At 63.9% G+C, this 18879-nt stretch carries 18 protein-coding genes; 7 read left to right on the top strand and 11 right to left on the bottom strand.

The features are described from left to right. Positions 1-149: 149 nt before the first annotated feature. The 7 genes from FFS60_RS26760 to FFS60_RS26730 form a co-directional block, all read right to left on the bottom strand. Positions 150-1181 (bottom strand): histone deacetylase family protein, encoded by a 1032-nt coding sequence (locus FFS60_RS26760; protein WP_137823698.1) that lies wholly within the window; start codon positions 1179-1181, stop codon positions 150-152. Between the two features lie 33 nt (positions 1182-1214). Beyond that, positions 1215-2606 (bottom strand): APC family permease, encoded by a 1392-nt coding sequence (locus tag FFS60_RS26755; RefSeq protein ID WP_137823697.1) that lies wholly within the window; start codon positions 2604-2606, stop codon positions 1215-1217. Positions 2607-3035: 429 nt separating this feature from the next. After that, positions 3036-4079, bottom strand: coding sequence for an extracellular solute-binding protein (locus tag FFS60_RS26750; RefSeq protein WP_028629530.1), 1044 nt, complete (start codon positions 4077-4079; stop codon positions 3036-3038). A gap of 29 nt (positions 4080-4108) precedes the next feature. Then, positions 4109-4897, bottom strand: a complete 789-nt coding sequence (locus FFS60_RS26745; RefSeq protein WP_028629531.1) for an ABC transporter permease — start codon at positions 4895-4897, stop codon at positions 4109-4111. Next, the gene (locus FFS60_RS26740) at positions 4894-5805 is read right to left on the bottom strand and encodes an ABC transporter permease (RefSeq protein WP_028629532.1); all 912 of its coding nucleotides are present in this window, start codon (positions 5803-5805) and stop codon (positions 4894-4896) included. The genes FFS60_RS26745 and FFS60_RS26740 overlap by 4 nt, the downstream gene beginning before the upstream one ends. Next, a complete protein-coding gene (locus FFS60_RS26735; protein ID WP_137823696.1) occupies positions 5802-6851 on the bottom strand; it encodes an ABC transporter ATP-binding protein in 1050 nt (349 codons plus the stop codon). The genes FFS60_RS26740 and FFS60_RS26735 overlap by 4 nt, the downstream gene beginning before the upstream one ends. Positions 6852-7299: 448 nt before the next feature. Continuing rightward, positions 7300-8316 carry an AraC family transcriptional regulator gene (locus tag FFS60_RS26730; RefSeq protein ID WP_028629534.1) on the bottom strand — a complete coding sequence of 339 codons (1017 nt, stop codon included), beginning with the start codon at positions 8314-8316 and terminating at the stop codon, positions 7300-7302. A 119-nt stretch (positions 8317-8435) separates the two neighbouring features. Between FFS60_RS26730 and FFS60_RS26725 the strand changes: the two genes are divergently transcribed. Continuing rightward, on the top strand, positions 8436-9359 hold the full coding sequence (locus tag FFS60_RS26725; protein WP_137823695.1) for an SdiA-regulated domain-containing protein: 924 nt from the start codon (positions 8436-8438) through the stop codon (positions 9357-9359). On the opposite strand, the gene FFS60_RS26720 is transcribed toward FFS60_RS26725, so the two are convergent. Next, positions 9360-9692: a YegP family protein gene (locus tag FFS60_RS26720; protein WP_028629536.1), complete on the bottom strand. Its 333-nt coding sequence runs from the start codon at positions 9690-9692 to the stop codon at positions 9360-9362. Between the two features lie 90 nt (positions 9693-9782). Then, the gene (rpiA, locus tag FFS60_RS26715) at positions 9783-10454 is read right to left on the bottom strand and encodes a ribose-5-phosphate isomerase RpiA (RefSeq protein ID WP_137823694.1); all 672 of its coding nucleotides are present in this window, start codon (positions 10452-10454) and stop codon (positions 9783-9785) included. 142 nt (positions 10455-10596) lie between these two features. On the opposite strand from rpiA, the gene ilvA reads away from it, so the two are divergent. The 3 genes from ilvA (at position 10597) to FFS60_RS26700 (ending at position 13132) form a co-directional block, all read left to right on the top strand. Next, positions 10597-12111, top strand: coding sequence for a threonine ammonia-lyase, biosynthetic (gene ilvA / locus FFS60_RS26710; RefSeq protein ID WP_028629538.1), 1515 nt, complete (start codon positions 10597-10599; stop codon positions 12109-12111). Between the two features lie 75 nt (positions 12112-12186). Then, complete coding sequence (locus FFS60_RS26705) at positions 12187-12645, top strand: DUF2269 family protein (protein WP_028629539.1); 459 nt, start codon at positions 12187-12189, stop codon at positions 12643-12645. A 19-nt stretch (positions 12646-12664) separates the two neighbouring features. Beyond that, on the top strand, positions 12665-13132 hold the full coding sequence (locus FFS60_RS26700) for a DUF2269 domain-containing protein (protein ID WP_028629540.1): 468 nt from the start codon (positions 12665-12667) through the stop codon (positions 13130-13132). Here the strand turns inward: FFS60_RS26700 and FFS60_RS26695 are convergent. Then, positions 13129-13785, bottom strand: a complete 657-nt coding sequence (locus FFS60_RS26695; RefSeq protein WP_137823693.1) for an HAD family phosphatase — start codon at positions 13783-13785, stop codon at positions 13129-13131. The genes FFS60_RS26700 and FFS60_RS26695 overlap by 4 nt on opposite strands. 145 nt (positions 13786-13930) lie before the next feature. On the opposite strand from FFS60_RS26695, the gene FFS60_RS26690 reads away from it, so the two are divergent. From FFS60_RS26690 to FFS60_RS26680, 3 genes are all read left to right on the top strand, one after another. After that, complete coding sequence (locus tag FFS60_RS26690; RefSeq protein ID WP_028629542.1) at positions 13931-14410, top strand: RNA pyrophosphohydrolase; 480 nt, start codon at positions 13931-13933, stop codon at positions 14408-14410. Between the two features lie 22 nt (positions 14411-14432). Then, complete coding sequence (ptsP, locus tag FFS60_RS26685; protein ID WP_137823692.1) at positions 14433-16712, top strand: phosphoenolpyruvate--protein phosphotransferase; 2280 nt, start codon at positions 14433-14435, stop codon at positions 16710-16712. Positions 16713-16793: 81 nt separating this feature from the next. Continuing rightward, the gene (locus FFS60_RS26680; RefSeq protein ID WP_137823691.1) at positions 16794-17828 is read left to right on the top strand and encodes a sensor domain-containing diguanylate cyclase; all 1035 of its coding nucleotides are present in this window, start codon (positions 16794-16796) and stop codon (positions 17826-17828) included. A gap of 58 nt (positions 17829-17886) precedes the next feature. Here the strand turns inward: FFS60_RS26680 and FFS60_RS26675 are convergent. Continuing rightward, positions 17887-18879, bottom strand: a 993-nt coding sequence (locus FFS60_RS26675; RefSeq protein WP_137823690.1) for a dihydroorotase, incomplete at its 5' end; no start/stop codon positions are given.

The following is an 18879-nucleotide window of genomic DNA, read 5'->3' as shown; positions in this document are numbered from 1 at the left end:
ACAACACCCACCGGCTGCACTCCACCCTCGGCTATCGATCGCCAGCCGACTACGAGAAGGCCACTACCTGAAATCCCTTATCCCGGTGTCCACCAAAACTTGACCACTACAGACATAGCCAATGAATTCGCCCCCCACACGACAGCCCCTCACGCCACGCTTTCGAACCCCTGCAGCACATTGATCGCGTTAATGCCGATCTCCTCCACCGCATAGCCCCCTTCCATAACAAACAGCGTCTGCAGGCCGAGCTTGCCGATGATTTCGCCCATGCGCAGGTAATCCGGGCTGTCCAGCTTGAATTGCGAGATGGGGTCTTCCTTGAAGGTATCCACGCCCAGCGATACCACCAGCGCGTCCGGCGCGTATTCGGCGATCTGCCGGCAGGCGTCGGCAAGAGCCAGGCTCCATGTCGACCAATCGATTCCCGAGGCCAGTGGGTAGTTGAAGTTGAAGCCCTCACCCGCGCCCACGCCTTTCTCGTCCGCGAAGCCCAGGAAGTAGGGGTACTCGAAGCGCGGATCGCCGTGGATGGAGGTGAAGAGCACGTCGGCGCGGTCGTAGAAGATGTCCTGGGTGCCGTTGCCGTGGTGGTAGTCCACATCCAGCACAGCAACCCGCTTCGCTCCGGCATCCAGCATGGCCTGCACGGCGATGGCCGCGTTGTTCAGGTAGCAGTAGCCGCCCATGTAGTCGGCGGCGGCGTGGTGGCCCGGCGGGCGGCACAGGGAGAAGATGCCGCGGGCGCCCTTGCGCAGCTCCGCCTGGCCGCTGAGCGCAACGTTGGCCGAGCTGGTGATGGCCTGCCAGGTGCCGGCGGTGATGGGGGCACCAGCGTCAAAGGAGTAGTAGCCCAGGCGACCGTCGATATCGGTGGGTTCTACCTGCCGAAGGCGCCGGGTCGGCCAGGCGATCGGCAGCATGTCATGACTACGGCCCTTGGCCTGCCAGTCGCCCCAGGCGTTCTTCAGAAAATTGACGAAGCCTTCACTGTGCACGCGCAGGATGGGCGATAGACCGAAGTCGGTCGGCGCCTGGATGGCGCCCAGGTTCACCGCCTTGGCGCGGTCCAGCACCATGTCGGCGCGGCTCGGCTTCTCGAAGCAGGGGGTGAACTGGCCACCGATCAGCTCGTGCTTGCCGTGGTGCAGGTGGTGGTCGTCGGAATAGATCGTCAGCATCAGCGTCTCCTTTCGGCTAGCGGGTCGTCGGGTTCATTCGTGTTCGGAAAACTGCACCTGCGGCGCCTTGCGGCGGAAGCCGCCCGTCTGCACGGCGAGGTAGACAAGGCCAATGGCGAACCAGCCGAGGCCGATGGCCAGGGTCAGCCCCGACAGGCTGGTCCAGAGCCAGGCGATCAGCGCGAAGCCGATCAGCGGGACGAGCCCGTAGCGCAGCCAGTCGCCCGGCTGGCGCGGGCGGCCGTCGAACAGGTGGGTGCGGATCACCGCCAGGTTCACGGCGGAGAAGGCCACCAGGGCGCCGAAACTGATCATCGAGGCCAGGGTGGCGAGGTCGATCACCACGGCCAGCAGCGATACCAGCGACACGATCAGGATAGCCACGGTCGGGGTGTGGAAGCGCTCCGACAGGGTTCCGAACAGGCGACGCGGCAGGATGCCGTCGCGGCCCATGCTATAGAGGATGCGCGAAACCGACGCCTGGGAAGCCAGCGCCGAACCGGCAGCGCCAGCGACGTAGGTGGCGGTGAAGAAGGCGGCGAGGAACTGGCCACCAGCCTGCAGCATCACTTCGTTGGCGGCGGCATCCACATCCTTGAAGCTGCTGCCGGGGAACACCAGTTGCGCCATCAGCGACAGCACGAAGAACAGCACGCCGGCGCTGAGGGTGGTGATGATGATCGCGCGCGGGATGTCGCGCTTGGGGTCGCGGGCTTCCTCGGCCAGGGTCGAAACCGCATCGAAGCCGAGGAACGACAGGCAAAGCACCGCTGCGCCGGCCATCAACGGCGCCAGTCCGGGTTGGCTGCCGTCGCCGACGAAGGGCGCGGTGAAGTCGATGGGGGCGCCGAACAGGCTCTTGCCAGCCATGGCGAGGAACACCAGGACGAAGATCACCTGGGCGGCCACGATCAGGTTGCTCATGCCCGACACTGAGCTGATGCCGAGGACGTTCAGCACGGTCACCAGGCCGATGGCGCTGACCACGAAGACCCAGGCGGGCACCTCGGGGAAGGCGATATTGAGGAAGAGGCCGATCACCAGGTAGTTGATCATCGGCAGGAACAGGTAATCGAGCAGGAGCGACCAGCCGGCCAGGAAGCCCGCGCAGGGGCCGAAGCTCAGGCTGGTGTAGGAGTAGGCAGAGCCGGCGATGGGGTAGCGACGGACCATGAAACTGTAGGACAGGGCGGTGAAGATCATCGCCAGCAGGGTCACCACGTAGGCCAGGGCGGTGCGCCCGCCTGTCATTTCGGTGACCACGCCGTAGGTGGTGAAGATGGTCAGCGGCACCATGTAGACCAGGCCGAAGAACACCAAGGCGGGTAACCCGAGTATCCGGCGCAGGGCCGTGCCCTGGGCGCTGTGGGTAAATTCGTTGGGCAGGCTGCCGCTGTTGTCGAGGCGGGCGGACGGGCTGGACATTGTTTTCTCTCCGATTTACTGCGCGCCGCAGGGCGGCGCCTGGTTCGCAAGGCGAGCCATCCAGGCACGTGCTAGGCCGGGTCCGTTGCGCATCCGGCTGTGCGCGGGCAGTCAGTAAGGGTGGAGTTGGACGAAAGGTGGAGGGGCGGTGTGAAGCGCATGTGCACGGGACATTTGGGTATCTCTCTAGCCGTTGTTCTTGTTGGATCGGCACCCGCCTGTGGGGCACCTGCTAGCTGCATGCGCTTCGATTCTGTCAGCGGGGGGAGCGGGGTAGAACCCCGCAAAGGGTCAGAATGGGATCGAAATGGCCAACATGGTTGGCCGGTTGATTCAGTTGAGTAGGATGGGTGGAGCCTGCGATACCCATCACCATCGTCGATGGGTATCGCTTCGCTCCACGCCATCCTACGGGCTATGGCTGGCGACTTATTTCTTCAGCTTGGTCCACACCTTGCTGCGCAGGCTCAGGGCCTTGGGCGAGCAGAGCTTGAAGGTCCGCAGGCGGTCCAGCTTGTCCTGCGGGGTGTTGATGGCCGGGTCGTCGAACAGCTCTTTCTCCATGAACTTGTCCGAGCCGTCGATGGCGTTGTTGTACTTGGCGAAGTTGGAAGCGGCGGCGATGTTTTCCGGCAGCATCATCCAGTTGATGAAGGCGTGGGCTTCCTCGACGTTCACGGCCTCCTTGGGAATCACGAAGTTGTCGATGAAGACGTGGATGCCTTCCTTCGGATAGACGTAGACCAGGCTGTCGCGCTGGGCGTGGGCACGGTGGAAGGCGCCGTTCCACTGCATGTGCATCGCCACTTCGCCGGCCGCCATGCGCTCGATGGTGCCGTCGCTGTTGTACATGGCCAGCAACGGCTTCTGTGCCAGCAGCAGGTCCTGGATCTTCTTCGCGTCCTTCGGGTCCTCGGTGCACTGATCGATGGACAGGTAATGGGACGCGGCGATGTAAAGGTCTTCGATGGAGTTCAGCGCCACGACCTTGCCCTTCAGCTCGGCCGGCGGTTCGAAGAAAGGCTTCCAGCTCTCGTCGAGCTTGCCGCCCGGCACCTGCTTGCTGTCATAGCTGTAGCCGGTGGTGCCCCAGAGGTACGGCACGCTGTAGTCGTGGCCGGGGTCGAAGTCGAGGGTCTGGAAGTTGGTCTTGAGGTTTTTCAGGTTGGGCAGCTTGCTCTTGTCGAGTTTCTGCAGCAGTCCGTCGCCGGCCATGATCTGGATGAAGCTGTCCGAGGGCACCACCACGTCGTAGGCGCCGCCCCCGGCCTTGAGCTTGGCCAGCAGGGTTTCGTTGCTGTCGTAGGCGTCCAGGGTGGCCTTGATGCCGGTGTCCTTCTCGAACTTCTTCAGCAGCTCCGGCGGAAAGTAGTCCGACCAGTTGGCAAAGTGCAGGGTCCCTGCGGCCTGGGCGGAACCGGTCAGGCCGGTGGCGAGCAGTACAGCGAGTGCAAGCGGGGTACGGCGGGTCATGGTCAAGCTCCTTGCTGGTCGAAAGCGGGTCAGCGCTTGCGCTGCCCGACGTAGTAGGACAATGCAACGAAAGCTATGGAAATCACGAGAATGATCGAGGATATCGCGTTGATCTTCGGCGAAATACCCATCCTGATCGAGCTGAAGATGTACACCGGCAGAGTCGTGGCGCCGGCTCCGGCAACGAAGTAGGTGATGACGAAGTCGTCCATCGAGATGATGAAGGCCAGCATGGCGCCGGAAAGGATGCCCGGCATCAGCAGCGGGAAGGTCACCTTCCAGAAGGCTTTCCAGGGCGACGCGTAGAGGTCGGCGGCGGCTTCGGCCAGGCGCGGGTCCATGCCCTCCAGGCGGGCACGGATCGGCAGGTAGGCGAAGGGGATGCAGAACACCACGTGGGCGATGAGGATGGTGAAGAGCGAGAGCTTCAGGCCGATGAAGGCGAAGAACATCAGCGTGGCGACGGCTGTGACGATTTCCGGCACCAGCAGCGGCAGGCCGAGTACGCCGCTCATCAGCGTCTGCCCACGGAAAGCGCGGCCGCGCATGCCGAGGGCGGCGAGGGTGGCCAGGGACGTGGCGATCAGCGTGGCGAAGGTGGCGACGATCAGCGAGTTCTTCGCTGCCCGGACGATTTCCGGATCGTTGGCCACCACCGAGTACCACTTCAGGCTGAAGCTTTCCCAGATGGTCGCCGACTGCCCGCTGTTGAAGCTGAGCGCCACCAGCACCAGGATCGGCACGTAGAGGAAGGCGAAGAACAGCCAGGCGGTGGGGCGTACGCCGGCGAAGCGCCAGAGCGGATTGCGCATGTTCATGGATGGCCTCCGGCGGCCTGCTTGAAGCGCAGGCTGTAAAACAGCATCGCCAGCAGCACGAAGCCCAGCAGGGCGAAGGACAGCGCCGCGCCCAGCGGCCAGTTGTGGGAGGCGCCGAACTGCAGCTGGATCAGGTTGCCGATCATCAGCGACTTACCGCCCCCGAGCAGCTCGGGAATGATGTAGTTGCCGAGCGAGGGGATGAACACCAGGATCGCGCCGGCGACTATGCCGGGCATGGCCAGCGGCACGATGACCCGGCGCAGGGCCTGGAAGCGGTTGGCGCCGAGGTCGAAGGCTGCTTCCACCAAGCGCCAGTCAAGCTTTTCAAGGCTGGTGTAGATGGGCAGCACCATGAAGGGCAGGAAGGTGTAGAGCAGGCCGATCACCACGGCCACGTCGGTGTAGAGCAGGCCCAGGGCGCCGTCGGATAGGCCGAAGACACCCAGTCCGCTGTCCACCAGGCCTCCGTTGCGCAGCAGCAGGATCCACGCATAGACCCGCACCAGCAGGTTGGTCCAGAAGGGCACGGTGACCAGGAACAGCAGCAGGTTGCGCTTGCGCTCGCTCTGCAGCGCCAGGTAGAGCGCAGTGGGGAAGCCGATCAGCAGGCAGCCTGCGGTTGTCAGGACCGAGAGCCAGAATGAGCGCTGGAAGATCTGCAGGTAGTCGGTGTTGAACACCAGGCTGTCGTCCAGGTCGCGCTCGTAGAGGAAGTTGACGTAGGCCTCCAGCGAGTACTGGTCCCACTTCACGCCACCGTAGTCGCCCGGCACAAGGATCGATACCAGGAACATGATCCCCAGCGGCAGCACCAGGAACACCAGCAGGGCGAGCATGGCCGGGCTGGTCAGCAACAAGCGCCGGCGCAACTGACGGCGTTCGGCCTGGGCGCGCAGGGTGCTCATTCGACCAGCACCCGGATGGCTTCGCTGGGCACCTGTACCCGCACCTTCTCGCCGCCGGAATAGGCATTCAGTGCGCCGTTGCGGTTCTGCTGGCGGACGCGGAAGCCGCTCTGCCCGGCAATGTTGAGGTGGTAGACGGTGTCGGTGCCGACATACACGACGTTCTCGATCTCGCCCGCCAGGTTGCCCTGCTCGTCCAGGCAAGTGCGTTCCGGGCGGATCGCCAGGGTCACGGCGCCACGGCGCGGGCTGAAGGCGCTGAGCAACTGACCGTCGGGCAACAGCACGCCGCGCTCCAGGGCTTCGCCTTCGAGGAAGTTGGTTTCGCCGATGAAGTCCGCAACCGTGCGGTTTAGCGGTGCTTCGTAGATTTCCGACGGGGTGCCGACCTGGAGGATGCACCCCTTGCTCATCACCGCGATGCGGTCGGACATGGTCAGGGCTTCTTCCTGGTCATGGGTGACGAAGATGAAGGTGATGCCCGTTTCATGCTGCAGGCGCTTGAGCTCGATCTGCATGTCCTTGCGCAGCTTCTGGTCCAGCGCTGAGAGCGATTCGTCAAGCAGCAGCACCTTGGGCTTGTTGGCCAGTGCGCGGGCCAGTGCAATGCGCTGCTGCTGGCCGCCGGAAAGCTGGTCGGCGCGGCGCTTGCCCACATCCGGCAGCTTCACCAGTTCCAGCATGCGCTGCACCGTCTGCTCGACCTCGTCGCGACCCAGGCCACGCATCTCCAGGCCGAAGGCGATGTTCTGCGCCACCGTCATGTGCGGGAACAGGGCGTAGCTCTGGAAGACGGTGTTGACCGGACGGCGGAACGGCGGGAGGCCCTGCATCGGTTCGCCGTAGAGGCGGATGGCGCCGGAACTGGGTTGCTCGAAGCCCGCGATGAGCCGCAAGAGGGTGGTCTTGCCGCAGCCGGACGGGCCGAGGAGGGTGAAGAACTCGTTGGCGCGGATTTCCAGGGAAACATCGTCGAGGGCCTTCACGCCCTGCCCCGGATCACCGAACTCCATGCACACACGTTCGACGCTGATCGCGCTAGTCATGTTGATCACAAGCTCTAAGGGTTTGTTCTTATTGGGCTTTTCTTTTTCTGCTGGTGAAGCGGCCCTTGTTTGTCCCGATTCTGTCAGCAGCTCCGCTCCGAGAAGAACGATAGATCAGGTCAAAAGGAGATATTTTCGGCCAAGTTGCAGGCTGTGATGGACGTCGCTCTTGGCATATATCTGTAGGGGCGATTTCAATCGCCAAGCAGGCCGAAGGTCTGCCCTGCAGGGTCAGCCGGGACAGCTGCGCTGTCCTTGGTGAGTGAATTCGCTATGTCTGCATGACGAGTTGCAAGCAGCTGCATTGCCCGTAGGAGCTGGCTTGCCAGCGAATGGCCCGGTTTCGCTGGCAAGCCAGCTCCTACAAGGCTCTCGGCCCGCTGGCAAATCTCTCGCAACAGCTAACGCAGACATAGCTAATGAATTCGGCCCTACAAGATGAGTGGGCCTAGCGCCGATACAGGCTCGGCGTCTGCCCGCTCCAGCGCTGGAAGGCATGGCGGAAGCTCGCGGTTTCGCTGTAGCCGAGTTGCTCGGCGATCAGGTAGATCGGCAGGTCGGTCTGCACCAGCAGTTGGCGCGCCTTGTCGTAGCGTACTTCGTCCAGCAGGCGCTGGAAGCTGGTGTTCAGCTGCTGTAGGTGGCGTCGCAGGGTGCGTTCAGAGCGGTGCAACTGGCGCGCCACGCTATCCAGGTCGCAGGCTTCACGCAGATTGCCGGCCAGGTGTTGGCGAATCTGGTCGAGCACGTCGTGGCGGCTGTTGAGCTGAGCGTTCAGTTTCAGGCACTGCTGCATGCCGTAGTGGCAGGTCACCGGGTCACTCAGTGGCAAGGTCCGATCCAGCAGGACCGCGTCGAAACACAGGGCATTGCGAGAGGCGCCGAACTCTATCGGGCAGCCGAGCATTTTTTCGTAGCTCGCGGCGTGCAGGGGCGGTCGATAGGCCAGGCAGACCCGCGTCGGATGGATGCCTTCGCCAAGCAGGTCCTGCACTACGGTGAGGAGCGAGGTCAGGCAGAGTTCGCTGTTGAACACCGTCAGCTCTGGCGCGTAGCGATAGCCGCTGGCCGCCAGGCATGCCTCGTCGCCGTCCACGTCCAGGCTCAGCTTGAAGTAGGTGCCCAGCAGCGCTGGATGGCCGAGCGCCAGGGTGAGGGCGTCGCGCAGCGTGCGGCTGGCGAGCATGGTGTAGCCAAGCATGCCGTAGGCCGAAACATGCATGCGCAGGCCGAGGGACAAGCCCAGCGCCGGGTCCCGCGTGCAGGCCAGGGCGTTGGCGAAGACGCGTAATTCCTGGGCGTGGCTGATGAGCTTTTCGGGGGTGTCGAGGTCCGCGCAGGCGACACCGCTGCCGTCCAGCAGGCGCGCACGATCGATGCCGCTGCTAGCCAGGGTGGCCACGGCCAGGGCGATGGTGTGCAATGTGGTGAGTGCGCGCTCTTCCGGTAGCAGCGAGGTGGCCATGTCCGTCCCCTTTTGTAACGCCCGCTACATCTAGTTCGCGGGCTTTAAGCTTCAATTCAGGTAGTAGTCCCGTGCGCTCTGTATCCTTCGGCGCGTCCTGAACCCCAGAGTCCTGATCAATGCGCTCACTCCTGACCCCGTGGCGGCTGGTTGCCGCTGTTCTGCTCCTGCTGCTGGTGCTGCTTGGTGTTGCCGCCCAGCAGTTCCGACTCTTCGAGCGGGGTCTGTTCGTCCTGCAAGAATGGCGCCACGCCTCCGAATGGCGGGAGCGCTCCATCTGGCTGCCGGACTACCAGGTGGCCATCGAGGCCAAGCCTATCGAGGGGCTTTCGGACGACGTCTCAGCCCTGACCTACGATCCGGACCGCCATAGCCTCTTCACGGTCACCAACCAGCGACCGGAACTCATCGAGCTGTCCCTGGACGGGAACCTGGTCCGCCGCATCCCACTGGTAGGGTTCGGCGACCCGGAGGCCATCGAGTACATCAGCAAGGGTGTCTACGTGATTACCGACGAACGCCTGCAACGCCTCATCAAGGTGCGCGTCGACGAGGGCACCACCACCATTGATGCCAGCGAGTCCCAGCAGCTTTCATTGGGCATCGGATTGTCCGGCAACAAGGGCTTTGAGGGCTTGGCCTACGATTCCATCGGGCAGCGCCTGTTCGTGGCCAAGGAGCGCGACCCGGTGCAAATCTACGAGATCCACGGCTTCCCCCATACCAATTCGGACAAGCCGTTCGCGGTGCATGTGGTGGACGATCCAAAGCGCGATGCCCGCCTTTTCGTGCGCGACCTTTCCAGCCTGCAATACGATGAGCGCAGCGGCCACTTGCTGGCGCTGTCGGACGAGTCGCGGCTGGTACTGGAGCTGAATGCCGATGGGCGCCCAATCAGTACGCTGTCGCTGCTGCGCGGCATGCACGGCCTGCAGCGGTCGGTGCCCCAGGCCGAAGGGGTTGCCATGGACAACGATGGCAACCTCTACTTGGTCAGCGAACCGAACCTCTTCTACGCGTTCCGCAAACAGGCCGGCGACTGATCAGCTCTCGTCGTTGAGGGCGGCATCCGGGGCGTTGTTCTTCACCGAGTCGATGCCTGCGCTGGCGCTGGCGGCACTGGCGTACATCTGGCTCTGGCCGACGACCTGGCCGTTGGTGGCCTTGAGCACGAAGTAGAACTTGCCGTTGCTGGCAGTCTTGCTTTCGAAGGCCCCCTCACGAACCGCGTTCTTGCGCACTGATTCGATGCCGTTCAAGGCAGAATCCTTGGCCTTGTACAGTTCGCTGGTGAGGATGGTCTCGCCGTTGCCGGCGTTGAGATTGAAGTGGAACTGGCCATCATTGGCCTTCTTCAGGTGGAATTTCCCGGCCATGGGGCGTCTCCTGATCCGGTGGCTGTGGACGGCGCCGAAGGGCGCCGTAGCCAACAAATCTAGACGGTTTCCCGCAGACCGGGAGGCGGCTCAGGCAGTGAGGCTCTTCACGCCATCCTTGGTGCCGAGCAGCAGCAGGTCCGCCGGGCGGGCGGCGAACAGGCCGTTGGTGACCACGCCGACGATGTTGTTGATCTGCTCTTCCAGCTTTACCGGGCTGTCGATCTGCAGGTTGTACACGTCGAGGATGATGTTGCCGTTGTCGGTCAGCACACCTTCACGGTAGACCGGATCGCCACCCAGCTTCACCAGCTGGCGGGCGACATGGCTGCGGGCCATGGGGATGACTTCCACCGGCAGTGGGAAGGCGCCGAGCAGCGGAACCAGCTTGCTCTCGTCGGCGATGCAGATGAAGGTCTTGGCCACTGCGGCAACGATCTTCTCGCGGGTCAGTGCGGCGCCGCCGCCCTTGATCAGTTCGAGGCGCTCGTTGCTCTCGTCGGCGCCATCGACATAGAACTCGAGGTCGCTGACGCTGTTCAGGTCGTACACCGGGATGCCATGGCCCTTCAGGCGCTGAGCGGTGGCTTCGGAGCTGGCGACTGCACCGTCGAAGGCCATCTTGTGTCGGGCCAGCAGGTCGATGAAAAAGTTGGCGGTGGAGCCGGTGCCGACGCCGACGATGCTCTTCTCATCGAGCTTGGGGAGGATGATGTCGATGGCGGCCTGGGCGACGGCCTGCTTGAGCTGGTCCTGGGTCATGCTGTGGAGGTCCGGTTGGGGGAGAGTCGAAGGCGCGAATTATAGCCGGTCGGTGGGGCAAAACCCCGCATTCTCTGTGGTCGCCCGACGAATCCCTGCGGTAGACTCGCGGCTTCCGTGAAGCGCCCGCCAGTGAAGCCCGATGCTCGAAGAATACGTGAAGAAGACCCTGACCTCGCGCGTCTACGACGTCGCCGTGGAAACCCCGCTGCAGTCTGCCCGCCAGCTCACCGAGCGCCTGGGCAACCAGATTCTCCTCAAGCGCGAGGACCTGCAGCCGGTCTATTCCTTCAAGATCCGCGGGGCTTACAACAAGATGGCCCAGTTGACCCCCGAGGAACTGGCCCGCGGCGTGGTCACCGCATCGGCCGGCAACCATGCCCAGGGCGTGGCCCTGGCGGCTCGTGAACTGGGCATCAAGGCCACTATCGTGATGCCGCGCACCACTCCGGAGCTGAAAGTGCAGGGCGTACGCGCCCGCGGCGGCAAGGTGGTGTTGCATGGCGATGCCTTCCCCGACGCCCTGGCCCATTCGCTGAAACTGGTGGAGGAGAAGGGCTACGTCTACATCCACCCCTACGATGACCCGGAAGTGATCGCTGGCCAGGGCACCGTGGCCATGGAAATCCTCCGCCAGCACCCGGGGCGTCTGGACGCCATCTTCGTGCCGGTGGGTGGTGGTGGACTGGTGGCCGGCATTGCCGCCTTCGTCAAATACCTGCGCCCCGAGGTGAAGGTGATCGGCGTCGAGCCGGACGATTCCAACTGCCTGCAGGCCGCCATGGCCGCTGGTGAACGCGTCGTGCTCAGCCAGGTCGGGCTGTTTGCCGATGGCGTTGCCGTTGCGCAAATCGGCCAGCACACCTTCGACATCTGCAAACAGTACGTGGATGAAGTGATCACCGTCAGCACGGACGAGATCTGCGCGGCAATCAAGGATATCTACGACGATACCCGCTCCATCACCGAGCCCGCCGGCGCGCTCGCCGTTGCCGGGATCAAGCGCTATGTGGAGCGCGAAGGCGTGCGTGACCAGACCCTGGTAGCCATCGACTCCGGCGCCAACATCAACTTCGACCGCCTGCGTCACGTGGCCGAGCGCGCCGAACTGGGCGAGAAGCGCGAAGCCATTATCGCTGTGACCATCCCCGAGCGACCGGGCAGCTTCAAGGCCTTCTGCGAGGCCATTGGCAAGCGCCAGATCACCGAATTCAACTACCGCTACAACACCGACGCCGAGGCGCACATCTTCGTTGGCGTGCAGACTCACCCGGAAACCGACCCACGCGCGGTGCTGGTGGAGACTCTGCGCGGCCAGGGCTTCCCGGTGCTGGACCTGACCGACAACGAACTGGCCAAGCTGCATATCCGCCACATGGTCGGCGGCCATGCGGTACGCATCAGTGACGAGATGGTGTTCCGCTTCGAGTTCCCCGAGCGTCCAGGCGCTCTTTTCAACTTCCTCAACAAACTCGGCGGGCGCTGGAACATCACGATGTTCCACTACCGCAACCACGGTGCTGCCGACGGCCGCGTTGTCGCTGGCTTGCAGGTGCCGCTCGAGGAGCGTTCCCTGGTGCATGCCGCACTGGACGAGATCGGCTACCCCTATTGGGATGAGAGCGACAACCCGGCCTATCAACTCTTCCTCGGCTGAGACTGGCGCTGGGGCGCAGGAACGGGCTGCTGCTAGGCTTTCTGGCAGCCGCTCATGCTGACAAGGACCTGTTCCATGGAAAACTACCTCTTGTTCCGCATTCTCCACGGCCTGGCCACGCTGCTGTTCTTCGGTGGCCTGGCAGGGCTGGCCTGGTATGGCTGGCGCAGCTTCCGCTCCGGCGACTCCGCGCTGATCGGCCTGAGCCTGCGACGCATTTTGCTGATCGGCGTGCCGCTGCTGATCCTTGCTGCGGTTTCCCTGCCGGTCAGTGGCTGGTGGATGGTCAACTTGGCCGGACTGCCGTTGGGCCAGGCCTGGCTGCTGGGTGGGGCCATCCTCTATCTGTTTGGTTGCATTGCCTGGCTTCTGCTGTTCGGTCGCGTCGCGCGGCTGCGTGAGCAGGCCCTGGCCGAAGGGGGCGCGGCGTCGGCCGCAGTGCAGCGCAGCCTCAAGTTCGGCGCAGCCTATGGCCTGATCGGCCTGTTGCTGTTCTTGTCCGTGCTGGCGTTGATGCTGGCCAAGCCGCTCTGATGCGGTGCTCGCTCCGGGTATGACCCTCTATTTCCTGCTCAAGACCGCCCATGGCCTGCTGGCTGCCGTGCTGCTCGGTACGGCATTGGCTGGGCTGTTCTTCGCCTTTCGTGCGTGGAAAAGCGGTGAACTTCAGCAGTTAGCTGCCACCTTCGCCTCGCTGGTGAGGTTGGAGATCTGGTTCATCGGCAGCTCTGCCGTATTGCTGCCGTTGAGTGGCCTGGCCCTTGCCAAGGTGGGGGGCTGGCCCATGGGGCAGCTCTGGCTGCTTTGGAGTGCCGGGCTTTACCTGTTGGCGGCACTCTGCTGGCTGCCGCTGCTGTGGCTGCAGGTGCGCATCCGCAATCTGGCGCGCCGGGCGTTGCGAGACGGCGAACCCATCGCCTCGCAGGTTGCCGGCCATGTGGCATTGCGCTGCTGGCTGGCGATCGTGGCGCTGGTACTGTTGGTGGCGGTCTACGTGTTGATGGTGGTCAAGCCGCTCTAGCCGCGCAGGGACATCACAGGCCAGCCGCGTCGTTCCGCTTCGGCGCGTAGCTTCTGGTCCGGGTCCACGGCGACCGGATAGGTCACCTGCTCCAGCAGCGGCAGGTCGTTCAGCGAGTCGCTATAGAAGCTGCTGTCATCCAGATTGAGACGGTTCTCTGTGAGCCAGCGTGCCAGGCGGGTTACCTTGCCTTCGCGGAAGCAGGGCACGTCGGTGGTGCGCCCGGTGTAGCGGCCTTCGGCCATTTCGCACTCGGTGGCCAGCAGGGTTTCGACGCCCAGGCGCTGGGCGATGGGGGCGGTGACGAAGCGGTTGGTGGCCGTGATGATCAGCAGCTTGTCGCCAGCGGCGCGGTGCTCGGCCAGAAGGGCTTCGGCCTTGGGCAGGATGATGGGTTCGATGCAGTCGCGCATGAACTCGCGGTGCCACTGGTCGAGTTGAGCCATTTCCGTGCGGCCGAGGATTTCCAGGCTGAAGTTCAGGTAGTCCTGGATATTCAGGCGGCCAGCCAGGTAGTCCTGATAGAACTCATCGTTACGCGCCTTGTAGGCAATTCCGTCGAGGATGCCGCGCTCGCACAGGTAGTCGCCCCAGGCATGGTCGCTGTCACCGGCCAGCAGTGTGTTATCGAGGTCGAATAGAGCCAGGCGCACGTCGTGGTTCCTTGCTGCAGAGCTTCGGAGGGCGGCCAGAATAGCTGCTTTCGCAGGGGCTGCCCATTGCGCGAAAGGCTCGCATTGCTGCGTTTGCGGCCTTTATGGAACAATGCCGGAACATGCGTTTGCGAGGTTGAGTGCCGTGATCGATTCCGATGGTTTTCGCCCAAATGTCGGCATCATTCTCGCCAATGATGTCGGGCAGGTGCTTTGGGCCCGGCGTATCAATCAGGATGCCTGGCAGTTCCCGCAAGGCGGGATCAATCCGCGGGAGACGCCTGAAGAGGCTCTTTTCCGGGAATTGAACGAAGAAGTTGGCCTGGAAGAGCAGGATGTGAAGATTCTTGCCTGCACTCGCGGCTGGTTGCGCTATCGTCTGCCCCAACGCCTGGTGCGCACCAACAGCCAACCGCTGTGCATCGGCCAGAAACAGAAGTGGTTCCTGCTGCGTTTGCAGTCGGACGAGAACAAGGTACGGATGGACCTGACCGGCAAGCCCGAGTTCGATGGCTGGCGCTGGGTCAGTTACTGGTACCCGTTGGGTCAGGTGGTGACCTTCAAGCGTGAAGTCTATCGCCGAGCCCTCAAGGAACTAGCACCGCGCCTCCTGGCGCAAGACTGACCCGGAGAAAGGCTGCCTAGCCATGCTCAACACGCTGCGCAAGATCGTCCAGGAAGTGAACGCCGCCAAGGATCTGAAGGCGGCGTTGGCGATCATTGTGCAACGGGTCAAGGAGGCCATGGGCAGCCAGGTCTGCTCGGTCTACCTGCTGGACCCGGAGACCAACCGTTTCGTGCTCATGGCCACCGAAGGCCTGAACAAACGCTCCATTGGCAAGGTCAGCATGGCCCCCAACGAAGGCCTCGTCGGCCTGGTGGGCACCCGTGAAGAGCCGCTGAACCTCGAGCACGCCGCCGATCACCCCCGCTACCGTTACTTCGCCGAAACCGGTGAAGAGCGCTTCGCCTCCTTCCTTGGCGCGCCGATCATCCACCACCGCCGAGTGATGGGCGTCCTGGTGGTGCAGCAAAAGGAGCGACGCCAGTTCGACGAGGGCGAGGAAGCCTTCCTCGTCACCATGAGCGCGCAGCTCGCTGGTGTTATCGCCCATGCCGAGGCCACCGGTTCCATCCGCGGCCTGGGACGCCAGGGCAAGGGCATTCAGGAAACCAAGTTTGTCGGTGTGCCGGGTGCTCCTGGCGCTGCCGTGGGCAAGGCCGTGGTGGTGCTGCCGCCAGCGGACCTGGAAGTTGTGCCCGACCGAACGGTCGATGACATCGAAGCCGAGGTCGAGCGCTTCAAGCAGGCCCTGGAGGCGGTGCGCGAAGACATGCGCCGGCTATCCAGCAAGCTGGAAACCCAGTTGCGCCCGGAAGAGCGCGCGCTCTTCGATGTTTACCTGATGATGCTCGACGACGCCTCCATCGGCATGGAGGTCAAGCGCGTGATCCGCACCGGCCAGTGGGCCCAGGGTGCGTTGCGCCAGGTGGTGATGGAGCACGTCACCCGCTTCGAGCTGATGGACGACGCCTACCTGCGCGAGCGTGCTTCCGACGTCAAGGACCTCGGTCGCCGGCTGCTCGCGTACCTGCAGGAGGAGCGCAAACAGAACCTGGTCTACCAGGAGAACACCATCCTGGTGAGCGAGGAGCTGTCACCGGCCATGCTCGGCGAAGTGCCGGAAGGCAAGCTGGTGGGGTTGGTGTCGGTACTGGGTTCGGGCAACTCCCATGTCGCCATCCTCGCCCGCGCCATGGGTATCCCAACTGTGATGGGTGTGGTCGACCTGCCGTATTCCAAGGTCGACGGCATCGAAATGATCGTCGACGGCTACCACGGCGAAGTCTTCACCAACCCCTCGACCGAGCTGCGCAAGCAGTACAGCGACGTGGTGGAGGAGGATCGCCAGCTGGTCAAGGGCCTGGAGGCATTGCGCAGCCTGCCCTGTGAAACCCTCGACGGTTATCGCATGCCTCTCTGGGTCAACACCGGCCTGCTCGCCGACGTCACCCGCGCCCAGGAGCGCGGTGCCGAGGGCGTAGGCCTGTACCGCACCGAAGTGCCGTTCATGATCAACGAGCGCTTCCCCAGCGAAAAGGAGCAGCTTGCCATCTACCGCGAGCAGCTCGCCGCTTTCCATCCGCTGCCTGTGACCATGCGTACCCTGGATATCGGCGGAGACAAGGCGTTGTCCTATTTCCCGATCAAGGAAAGCAACCCTTTCCTCGGCTGGCGCGGCATCCGCGTTACCCTCGACCACCCGGAAATCTTCCTGGTCCAGGTGCGTGCCATGCTCAAGGCAAGCGAAGGCCTGGACAACCTGCGCATCCTGCTGCCGATGATCTCCGGCACCCGTGAGCTGGAGGAGGCCTTGCACCTGATCCACCGAGCCTGGGGCGAAGTGCGCGACGAAGGCGTGGACATTCCCATGCCACCGATTGGCGTGATGATCGAGATCCCCGCTGCCGTCTATCAGACCAAGGAGTTGGGACGCCAGGTGGACTTCCTTTCGGTGGGCTCCAACGACCTGACCCAATACCTGCTGGCGGTTGATCGCAACAACCCGCGCGTGGCTGACCTTTACGACTACCTGCACCCGGCGGTGCTCCAGGCGTTGAAGAAGGTGGTGGATGACGCGCACGCCGAGGGCAAGCCGGTGAGCATTTGTGGCGAGATGGCCGGTGATCCGGCGGCTGCCGTGCTGCTGTTGGCCATGGGTTTCGACAGCCTGTCGATGAACGCTACCAACCTGCCGAAAGTGAAGTGGTTGCTGCGCCAGGTCGCCATGAGCAAGGCCAGGGAATTGCTGGCGCAACTGATGGCCATCGACAACCCGCAAGTTATCCACAGCTCGTTGCATCTCGCCCTGCGCAACCTGGGCCTCGGTCGGGTGATCAATCCGGCGTCGACCATTCAGGCCTGAGGCCAGGACGCACGCGTTTGCAGTGCGCGGGCCACGGCCCGCACAGAGGTCCCAACCGGGTCGCCGACCCGCAGGAAGCTTATGGACAAGCTCGAGCCCCTCGACCACTGCTACGGCACCACCCGCGAAGAGATCGAGCGCACCCTGCGCTTCGCCCTGGATATCGTCAGCGATGGTATCTGGGACTGGAATATCCGCACCAACCACGTCAAGCGCAGTCCCGGCTGGTACTCCATGCTCGGCTATCCCCCGGACAGCTTGCCGGAGGATGTGGATACGTGGAAATCGGTGATTCATCCCGGCGATTTCGAGCGGGTGATGCGCAACTTCCAGGCCTACCTGGACGGCGCAAGCTTGATCTATGCCGAGGACTACCGCTGCCGCTGCCGTGATGGCAGCTATCTGTGGGTCAGCGACCACGGCCGCTTCGTCGAGTTCGACGAGACGGGCAAGCCGACGCGGATGATCGGCGCCCACCGGAATATCCACCGGCGCAAGATGGCCACCCTGGAATTGCAGCGCAAGAACGACGAGCTCCTGGACCTCAATCGCACGCTGGAGGCCCTGGTGGACGCGCGAACCGAGGCGCTGCGCCAGGCCAATGAAGCGCTGGCCCTGCAGGTGGCGACGGCTGTGCGTCTCAGCGAGACGGACCCCCTGACCCAGATTTCCAATCGCCGACACTTCGAACGCAACCTCCACAGCGAGTGGCAGCGTTTCCAGCGCCATGGGCATGTCACGGCGTTGCTGATGTTCGATCTGGATCACTTCAAGCGCATCAACGACAACCATGGCCACCAGATTGGCGATCGTGCCCTGGTTGCCGTCAGCCGCACCGTGCGCGCGGCGCTGCGAGAGGAGGACTGCTTTGCCCGTTGGGGCGGCGAGGAGTTCATCGCCCTCTTGCCAGACACAGACCTGGGCGCGGCGCTGCATCTGGCGGAGCGCCTGCGGCAGCTGGTGGGGAGCGCTGATCCGGGGCTGCCGTCAGGGCTGACCGCCAGTTTCTCGGTGGCCGCCATGCAGGCCGGGGAAGGTATCGAGTCCCTGCTCAAGCGCCTGGACGATGGTCTCTACCGCGCCAAGCAGCGGCGAAACTGCATCGAGTCGTGCTGACTCACTCATGCGCATAAGAAACAACCCGCAGGGTAGCGGGCTGTTTCGTGTAGCGGGATCAGGCCTGGAAGATGACCCGGCCGTCCACCAGGGTGTAGCGCACCTTGCCCGGCAGGCAGTGGCCGATGAAGGGGCAGTTGTCGCCCTTGGAGTTCCAGGTTTCCCCGGCCAGGGTCGAGGCCTGGGGATCGAACAGCACCACATCCGCCGGGGCACCCACGGCCAGTCGGCCGGCAGGCAGGCGCAGGCTGCGGGCCGGGCCGGCGGTGAGGCGGGCGAGCAGGGTGGGCAGGTCGAGCAGGCCATCCTGAACCAGGGTCATGGCCAGTGGCAGCAGCAGTTCCACGCTGCTGATGCCAGGCTCGGTGGCGCCGAAGGGTGCGAGCTTGGCATCCGGCTCGTGGGGCTGGTGATGACTGGCGATGGCGGAGATCACGCCGCTCTTCACGGCTTCACGCAGGCCGTCGCGGTCGGCTCGGGTACGCAGCGGCGGTTGCACGTGGTAGAGGCTGGAGAAATCGATCAGCGCCTCATCGGTCAGGATCAACTGGTACATGGCCACGTCGGCGGTCACCGGCAGGCCCCGGGCCTGGGCCTGGGCGATCATCTCGGCGCCCCGAGCGCTGGTGATCTGGCTGAAGTGGGCACGCACACCGCTCTGTTCCACCAGCAGCAGGTCGCGGGCGAGGGCCACGGTCTCGGCGGTTTCCGGAATGCCGGCCAGGCCGAGGAAGCTGGCGGTAGGGCCCTCATGGGCCAGGCCGCCCTCGGCCAGGGAGGCGTCCTGGGAGTGGAAAACCACGGTCAGGTCGAAGGTGGCCGCGTACTCCAGCGCGCGGCGCTGGACGCGGTTGCTGGCGAAGGTGGCCAGGCCATTGCCAAAGGCCACGCAGCCCACGTCGCGCAGGGCCACCAGCTCGGATAGCTGCTCCCCGGCCAGGCCCTTGGTCAGGGCGCCAATGGGGAAGACCTTGGCGTGGCCGGCTTCCTGGGCGCGGTCGAGGATCAGCTCGGCGACGGCGGGCGTGTCCAGCACGGGGCGGGTCAGGGG

It is taken from the genome of Pseudomonas sp. D(2018), from assembly GCF_005502555.1.
GTDB lineage: Bacteria > Pseudomonadota > Gammaproteobacteria > Pseudomonadales > Pseudomonadaceae > Metapseudomonas > Metapseudomonas resinovorans.
Note: the sequence above shows the minus strand (reverse complement) of the source record. Positions and strands in the feature narration are given on the sequence as shown.

Excerpts from the sequence above, each read along its gene's own strand:
- ilvA (WP_028629538.1), top strand. The coding sequence starts at position 10,597 with ATGCTCGAAGAATACGTGAAGAAGACCCTGACCTCGCGCGTCTACGAC.
- FFS60_RS26735 (WP_137823696.1), bottom strand. The coding sequence starts at position 6,851 with ATGACTAGCGCGATCAGCGTCGAACGTGTGTGCATGGAGTTCGGTGAT.
- FFS60_RS26705 (WP_028629539.1), top strand. The coding sequence starts at position 12,187 with ATGGAAAACTACCTCTTGTTCCGCATTCTCCACGGCCTGGCCACGCTG.
- FFS60_RS26755 (WP_137823697.1), bottom strand. The coding sequence starts at position 2,606 with ATGTCCAGCCCGTCCGCCCGCCTCGACAACAGCGGCAGCCTGCCCAAC.
- FFS60_RS26760 (WP_137823698.1), bottom strand. The coding sequence starts at position 1,181 with ATGCTGACGATCTATTCCGACGACCACCACCTGCACCACGGCAAGCAC.
- FFS60_RS26725 (WP_137823695.1), top strand. The coding sequence starts at position 8,436 with ATGCGCTCACTCCTGACCCCGTGGCGGCTGGTTGCCGCTGTTCTGCTC.
- ptsP (WP_137823692.1), top strand. The coding sequence starts at position 14,433 with ATGCTCAACACGCTGCGCAAGATCGTCCAGGAAGTGAACGCCGCCAAG.
- FFS60_RS26745 (WP_028629531.1), bottom strand. The coding sequence starts at position 4,897 with ATGAACATGCGCAATCCGCTCTGGCGCTTCGCCGGCGTACGCCCCACC.
- FFS60_RS26720 (WP_028629536.1), bottom strand. The coding sequence starts at position 9,692 with ATGGCCGGGAAATTCCACCTGAAGAAGGCCAATGATGGCCAGTTCCAC.
- FFS60_RS26740 (WP_028629532.1), bottom strand. The coding sequence starts at position 5,805 with ATGAGCACCCTGCGCGCCCAGGCCGAACGCCGTCAGTTGCGCCGGCGC.
- FFS60_RS26680 (WP_137823691.1), top strand. The coding sequence starts at position 16,794 with ATGGACAAGCTCGAGCCCCTCGACCACTGCTACGGCACCACCCGCGAA.
- rpiA (WP_137823694.1), bottom strand. The coding sequence starts at position 10,454 with ATGACCCAGGACCAGCTCAAGCAGGCCGTCGCCCAGGCCGCCATCGAC.
- FFS60_RS26750 (WP_028629530.1), bottom strand. The coding sequence starts at position 4,079 with ATGACCCGCCGTACCCCGCTTGCACTCGCTGTACTGCTCGCCACCGGC.
- FFS60_RS26730 (WP_028629534.1), bottom strand. The coding sequence starts at position 8,316 with ATGGCCACCTCGCTGCTACCGGAAGAGCGCGCACTCACCACATTGCAC.
- FFS60_RS26700 (WP_028629540.1), top strand. The coding sequence starts at position 12,665 with ATGACCCTCTATTTCCTGCTCAAGACCGCCCATGGCCTGCTGGCTGCC.